The organism is Robiginitalea aestuariiviva (genome assembly GCF_029537735.1).
Lineage (GTDB): Bacteria > Bacteroidota > Bacteroidia > Flavobacteriales > Flavobacteriaceae > Robiginitalea > Robiginitalea aestuariiviva.
Genome location: NZ_JARPUQ010000001.1, coordinates 302,433 through 308,864 on the forward strand (window position 1 = coordinate 302,433; position 6,432 = coordinate 308,864).

Genomic DNA, 6,432 nt, shown 5'->3' on the forward strand with positions numbered 1-6,432 from the left:
TTGAGGAGGGTCAAGGCTGGATGGTCGAAGGGTTTTTACGAACTTTGCCTCCTATGGCAACCCAAACCACCACAGCCTATCTCTCCCTGGGCAGCAACCTGGGCCCGCGGGCCTGGAACCTGCAACGGGCCGTGTTTCGGATCGCCGAAAGGGCCGGATCCGTAACCGCGGCATCTTCTGTTTACCAGACGCCGGCATGGGGGTTCAGCGGGGCGGATTTCCTGAATGCCTGCGTGGCCGTGGATACCGAATTGCCCCCGGATGAATTGCTGGGGGTCCTGCTGGGCATCGAAAAGGAATTGGGGCGTACCCGCTCTGATGCCGCGGGATACCAGTCCCGGACCATGGACCTGGACATCATTTATTACGGGCGGGAGGTGGTAGACCATCCCGGGCTGCGCATCCCGCACCCGAAACTGCACGCCAGGGCCTTTGTCCTGCGCCCCCTGGCCGATATTGCCCCCCAGTTTTACCACCCGGAGCTAAATAAAGACAGTCGCAACCTGCTGATGGCCTGCCGCGACCGGGGGCAGCTGGAAAAAACACCCCTGCGCCTGTTTCCCAACCCCGCAGCCGCCTTTGCCGAAATCGGGTTTATTGCCATTGAGGGCAACATCGGGGCCGGGAAGACTTCCCTGGCCAAACAGATGGCGGCAGATATGGAGGCCAAACTGATCCTGGAGCGCTTTGCAGACAACCCCTTCCTGCCTAAATTCTACGAAGACCGGGCCCGGTATGCCTTCCCCCTGGAAATGTCCTTTCTGGCTGACCGCTACCAGCAATATATAGACGACACCGCCCAGCTGGACCTCTTCAGGCCGTTTATGGTAAGCGATTACGATATTTACAAGAGTCTGATCTTTGCCAAGATTACCTTGGAGCAGGACGAATTCCAATTGTACCGGAAACTCTTTGACCTGATGTATTCGGAAGTGCGAAAGCCCAGGCTTTATGTCTACCTCTACCAACAAACCGACCGCCTGCTGGAACAAATTGCCAACCGGGGGCGCGAATACGAGCGCGGCATCCCGGCGGAATACCTGCAGCAGATCCACAGGGGATATTTCGACTTTATGAAAAACACCCCGGAACTCAATGCCCTGGTTCTGGACCTGGCCGAACTGGATTTTGTGAAACGCCCCGAGGATTACCACACCATCCTGGACCGGATGCTGGAACACGCCCTGAAGCCCGGCCTAAATTTTTAGGACTGGGCTTGCATATCTGCAGGGATTGCCGTTTCTTGCACGTCCGTTTAAACGAACCCAACTAACTCAAAGCATGCATATATGCAGCCCGGCTCCCAAAGAGCCGGGTTTTTTTATGTCCTGAGGTGTTTCCAAAATTCCCATAGGGCAACCCCGGCAGCCACCGAAATGTTCAGGGAATGTTTGGACCCGATCTGGGGGATCTCCACCACCCCGTGGCACAGATCCACCACCTCCTGGGATACCCCGTGCACCTCATGTCCGAACACCAGGGCGTGGGCCTGCGACTTATCCGGGATGACCTCATCCAGCAACACCGCCCCTTCGGCCTGCTCCACGGCCCAGCACCGGTGGGTTTCGCGCAAGGTTTTCAGCAGTTCGGCCGTATCCCGGACATATTCCCAGGCTACGGTTTCGGTGGCCCCCAAAGCCGTTTTTCGGATATCCTTGTGGGGCGGGGTGGCGGTTATCCCGCAGAGGTAGATTTTTTCAATGCGGAAGGCATCGGCCGTGCGGAAGACCGACCCCACGTTATGCAGGCTGCGGACATTGTCGAGCACAGCCACCAGCGGGGTTTTAGGGGCTTTTCGGAAGGCCTGCGGATCCAGGCGGTCCAGTTCCTCGTTTTTGAGTTTGCGCATGGGCCTTGGCTTTGGGGTCCAAAAGTACGGCAAATGGCCGAAATCCGGCCCGGGAAACGGACCTTCCAAGTTATCCGAAGATATCAACATCCATTGGGGGGGCTGGGGGAATCGCTTATTTTCGTTTTTCAGCCTAAACCCCTAACCCCGTGGCCTCCAAGAGCAAAAAGGAAACCCCGCTGATGAAGCAGTACAACGGTATCAAAACCCGATACCCGGATGCCCTGCTCCTGTTTCGCGTAGGGGATTTTTACGAGACCTTCGGGGCCGATGCCGAAAAGGCCGCGGAAATCCTTGACATAGTTCTGACCAAGCGCAATAATGGGGGCGACCAGACTGCCCTGGCCGGCTTTCCCCACCACGCCCTGAACACCTACCTGCCCAAATTGGTCAAGGCCGGGCAACGGGTAGCCATCTGCGACCAGCTGGAGGACCCCAAACAGACCAAGACCATTGTAAAACGGGGGGTTACCGAGCTGGTTACCCCTGGGGTGTCTCTTAGCGACGACCTGTTACAGGCCAAAGCGAACAATTTCCTGGCTGCGGTACATCTGGGGCGGACGCGCGTGGGCGTGGCCTTCCTGGATATCTCCACCGGGGAATTCCTGGTGGCCGAAGCCGGGCGGGAAGGGGCCGACAAATGGCTGCAGAATTTTGCACCCAAAGAGGTGCTGGTCTCCAAGAACCAGCGCATTGCTTTTCGAGAGGCATTCCCGACCGGCTACCACACCTTTTTCCTGGACGACTGGGTTTTCCAGGAGGACTACGCCCGGGAAACCATAACATCCCATTTTAAGACCACCAACTTGAAAGGATTCGGGGTGGATACCCTGCAGGAAGGTATCCTGGCTGCCGGGGCCATCCTGCATTACCTGGGGGAAACCCAGCACCGGCAACTGGGCCATATCCGGGCTCTGAAACGCCTGGCTTCGGACGATTACGTCTGGATGGACCGCTTTACCTCGGACAACCTGGAACTGTTCCGCACCCGCAACGGGCAGGGCGTTCCCCTCCTGGAGGTCATGGACCGGACCCGTTCCCCCATGGGCGGGCGGATGTTGCGGCGGTGGCTGGCCCTGCCATTGAAGCACCTGGAGCCTATACGGCGCAGGCACGAAGCGGTTTCCCATTTTATGGAGTTACCGGAGGAGCTCTCCCGGGCTCAGCAGCACCTGAAGCGGATGGGAGACCTGGAACGGCTGATCGCCAAGGTAGCCGCGGGTAAAATCGGACCCCGGGAAACGGTGTACCTTAAAAATTCCCTGGAAGCCATGATGCCCGTAAAGAGCAGCCTGTCCGGTTGTGGGACCGAAGCCCTGGAAACCCTGGCCGGCCGTATGGACCCCTGTGAGCCGTTGCGGGAACGTATAAAAGCCATGCTGGTGGAAGAGGCCCCTGCCCAGGTAGGCAAGGGCACCACCATTGCCCCGGGCTTTTCCGAAGAACTTGACGAATTGCGGGGCCTGGCACATTCCGGAAAGGACTACCTGGACCAGATGCTGGAACGGGAATCCCAACGCACCGGAATCCCCTCCCTGAAAATCTCCTCCAACAATGTATTCGGGTACTATATTGAGGTGCGCAACACCCACAAGGACAAGGTACCGGAAGAATGGATCCGCAAGCAAACCCTGGTCAATGCAGAGCGGTACATTACCGAAGAGCTCAAGGATTACGAAGGCCGTATCCTGGGGGCGGAGGAGCGTATCCTGGAACTGGAACAACAGCTTTTTTCGCAATTGCTGGTCTGGATGCAGGAATATATTGCCCCCGTACAGGAAAACGCCCATGCGCTGGCCGAACTGGACTGCCTTTGCGGCTTTGCCAGCCTGGCCGTGGAACGGGGGTACTCGGCCCCGAGAATGACGGACGGCACGGATCTGGACATCCGACAGGGCCGCCACCCGGTCATTGAACAGCAGTTGCCCGCCGGGGAAGCCTATATCCCCAACGACCTTTGGCTGGACCGGGAAGGGCAGCAGATCATCATGATTACCGGGCCCAACATGAGCGGAAAATCCGCCATCCTGAGGCAGACCGCCCTGATCTGCCTGATGGCCCAGGTGGGGAGTTTTGTACCGGCGCAGGAGGCTACCCTGGGACTGGTGGACAAAATTTTTACGCGGGTAGGTGCCTCGGACAACATCTCCCTGGGGGAATCCACCTTTATGGTAGAGATGAACGAAGCGGCCTCCATCCTGAACAACCTCTCCTCCCGGAGCCTGATTTTGCTGGACGAGATCGGGCGCGGCACCAGCACCTACGACGGGATCTCCATTGCCTGGGCCATAGCCGAGTACCTCCACGAACACCCGGACCGCCCTAAAACGCTGTTTGCCACCCATTATCACGAGCTCAACGAGATGGCGGCCCGCTTCCCCCGCATCAAGAATTACAACGTGGCCGTGCAGGAGCTCAAGGACAAGGTGCTCTTTTTGCGCACCCTGGAAGCCGGGGGCAGCCAGCACAGTTTCGGGATCCATGTGGCCCGGATGGCGGGGATGCCGCAGCAGGTGGTCCTGAAGGCGCAGAAAATCCTTAAAAAACTGGAACAATCCCATTCGGCAGACCAGCTTACCGATGGGCTTAAACAGGCCCAGGACGAGATGCAACTGAGTTTTTTCCAACTGGACGACCCCTTACTGGAGCAGATCCGGGATGAAATCCTGGACCTGAACATCGATACGCTTACCCCGGTGGAGGCCCTGATGAAACTCAACGAAATCAAACGCCTGCTGTCTTCCAAGAAACAGGCCAACAGTTCATCCTAATCCTTTATACCCTTGAAGCCGGAACCCCAACTGGGCCTTCGTGAAAACTGGAAGCAATTCACCCTGCTGGTGGTGATTAACGCCTTTGTGGGCGGGATGGTGGGGCTGGAGCGCAGTATTTTTCCCCAATATGCGGAAACCATTTTTGGGGTGACCTCCAAAACGGCCATGCTGTCCTTCATTACCGCATTCGGGATCAGCAAGGCATTGGCCAATTACTACACCGGCCGCATGGCTAATGTTATGGGCCGGAAGCGTCTGCTGGTCCTGGGGTGGGGTATCGCCCTGCCCGTACCCCTGATCCTGATGTCTGCCGGGCACTGGAACTGGGTGGTCTTTGCCAACATCCTGCTGGGCGTTAGCCAGGGGCTAACCTGGAGCAGCACGGTAGTGATGAAAATTGACCTGGCAGGGCCCCGACAGCGCGGGCTGGCCATGGGGCTCAATGAATTTTCGGGCTACCTGGCCGTGGGTCTGGTGGCCTTCCTCTCCGGTTTCCTGGCCAGCCGCTTTGGCCTGGTCCCCTACCCTTTTTACCTGGGGGTATTTCTGGCGGTTACCGGATTGCTCCTTTCCCTGATCTGGGTCCGGGATACCCGGGGTTTTGTACACCAGGAAACCCGAACCGACCAAACCCGGGCCCTGGAACATGTCTTTTGGGATACCACCCTGCGGCACCGCACCCTGAGTTCCGTTACCCAGGCCGGGCTGGTGAACAACCTGAACGACGGGATGATCTGGGGGCTGTTTCCTGCCCTGCTCTACCTCAAGGACTTTGACCTGGCGCAGATTGGGGTACTTACGGCCATTTATCCGGCCGTATGGGGGCTTGGGCAAATCGCCACCGGAAAGATGTCCGACCACATCGATTTTAAAAAGATGCTGTTTTGGGGGATGTTGTTGCAGGCCCTGGCCATCGCGTTTTTACCCCCTTCCGGGGGGTTCTGGCTCCTGGCCCTGCTGGCCGGCCTGTTGGGCATAGGGACCGCCCTGGTTTACCCGACCTTCCTGAATGCCATTGCCAGTGCCACCCCGCCCAAACAACGGGCCGAAAGTGTTGGGGTTTTTCGCCTGTGGCGGGACCTGGGCTATGCCTTTGGGGCCGTAATCTCCGGGATTACAGCAGATCTGTTTGGTTTGGAGGCAGCCATCTGGCTCACTGCCGGCCTCACCCTGCTATCTGCAGGAGTGATTGCCCTGCGAATGCCCGGAGCCGGGAGACCGACCTGAACGTACTTTCAGCCCCGATGCCCCTAGAAATTACCCCAAAAAATTTGTGGCATTTCGGCAATTTATATTAAATTTGCATCCGCGTCTTTAGGGACGTACCTACTTACGAATATGCGAAAATAGCTTCCCGATAGCTATCGGGAGTAGAGCGCCACCCTCGAAATTTCGATACGCGCTCGGAAGTTTTTCGCAAGATGCGAAAATAGCTCAGTTGGTAGAGCGCCACCTTGCCAAGGTGGAGGTCGCGGGTTCGAATCCCGTTTTTCGCTCTGAGCAAGAAAAACGCTGCTGGTCAGCGTTTTTTTGTTCGCACCCCGCTCGGGTGGTGGAATTGGTAGACACGTTGGACTTAAAATCCAATGGCCATTGCGGCCGTACGGGTTCAAGTCCCGTCCCGAGTACGAATAAGAGGAAAAGTCAGAGCACATGCTCTGACTTTTTTGTTTTTGCGCTCAGAGCCAAACTTGTTTGAGCGAATGGGCGTAAAACAAAAAAGCAGGCCGTAGGCCTGGCTTTTCCTCTTTCAACACGTTCGGGCGGGACTCGCGAGGCTGCAAGCCGAGCAATTCCCGTCGCTACCCT

Annotated in this window: 4 protein-coding genes and 2 tRNA genes; 5 read left to right on the forward strand and 1 reads right to left on the reverse strand. The window is 57.5% G+C overall.

The window, feature by feature from the left end:
- Positions 1-53: 53 nt before the first annotated feature.
- On the forward strand, positions 54-1,208 hold the full coding sequence (gene folK / locus OZ410_RS01410) for a 2-amino-4-hydroxy-6-hydroxymethyldihydropteridine diphosphokinase (protein ID WP_277706126.1): 1,155 nt from the start codon (positions 54-56) through the stop codon (positions 1,206-1,208).
- 113 nt (positions 1,209-1,321) lie between these two features.
- Here folK and OZ410_RS01415 read toward each other — a convergent pair whose 3' ends face one another.
- Positions 1,322-1,849, reverse strand: a complete 528-nt coding sequence (locus OZ410_RS01415; protein WP_277706127.1) for an RNA methyltransferase — start codon at positions 1,847-1,849, stop codon at positions 1,322-1,324.
- A 149-nt stretch (positions 1,850-1,998) separates the two neighbouring features.
- On the opposite strand from OZ410_RS01415, the gene mutS reads away from it, so the two are divergent.
- The 4 genes from mutS (at position 1,999) to OZ410_RS01435 (ending at position 6,251) form a co-directional block, all read left to right on the forward strand.
- Positions 1,999-4,620, forward strand: coding sequence for a DNA mismatch repair protein MutS (gene mutS / locus OZ410_RS01420; RefSeq protein ID WP_277706128.1), 2,622 nt, complete (start codon positions 1,999-2,001; stop codon positions 4,618-4,620).
- A gap of 12 nt (positions 4,621-4,632) precedes the next feature.
- A complete protein-coding gene (locus OZ410_RS01425) occupies positions 4,633-5,850 on the forward strand; it encodes an MFS transporter (RefSeq protein WP_277706129.1) in 1,218 nt (405 codons plus the stop codon).
- 196 nt (positions 5,851-6,046) lie between these two features.
- A tRNA-Gly gene (locus OZ410_RS01430) sits at positions 6,047-6,119 on the forward strand.
- A gap of 47 nt (positions 6,120-6,166) precedes the next feature.
- A tRNA-Leu gene (locus OZ410_RS01435) sits at positions 6,167-6,251 on the forward strand.
- The last annotated feature ends 181 nt before the right edge of the window (positions 6,252-6,432 follow it).